Origin of the sequence: Rhodococcus sp. B10, assembly GCF_011770055.1 — a bacterium.
GTDB classification, from domain to species: Bacteria; Actinomycetota; Actinomycetes; order Mycobacteriales; family Mycobacteriaceae; genus Rhodococcoides; species Rhodococcoides kyotonensis_B.
In genome coordinates, this window is record NZ_JAAFYV010000091.1 from 1 (window position 1) to 484 (window position 484).

Annotated in this window: 1 protein-coding gene; it reads left to right on the forward strand. The window is 60.7% G+C overall.

What is annotated here, in order from left to right; genetic code table 11:
* Nucleotides 1-12 precede the first annotated feature (12 nt).
* Nucleotides 13-484: hypothetical protein (locus RhoFasB10_RS25775; RefSeq protein WP_167679334.1), on the forward strand; the 472-nt coding region annotated here is incomplete at its 3' end.

Sequence of the window (484 nt, forward strand, 5' to 3'; positions counted from 1 at the left end):
TCGCAGAACAGCGTGGCCATCAGGACGAGCCTGATCCAGTGGCGCGATCGGCCAATGGAGAACGTCCCGCCGGATAAGTTCGAACCGCAGGCCGAGGCGATTGCTCCCTGGCAGGTGCAACTGGTGCGGTTTGCCTGTCTAGTTGGGCCTGATCCCAAGGCCAAGGTGCCAGCGGAAATGATGAAGCGTGGCTTCCTTTCCATCGGTGACGTCGGGCAATCGCCTGTGGATTTCATCTGGGCCAGCCTGTGGAAGGACGGCAAACGTCCAGCATTCACCTATCTGCCGAGCGACGCTGAAATGGATCGTACTGTGCGTGGCCTGGAAGCGGCTGTGGCGCGCGGCCAGAGTGAAACCAGCAAAGCTCTGGATGAGTCGCGACGCGCAGCCAACCGGGTGGGTCGTAACAATCTCATGGACCTGTGGATCGGCAAGACAGAGCAGGAATTCGTGCGGACGTGGGGCCCATCGGATCGTGTGGAGA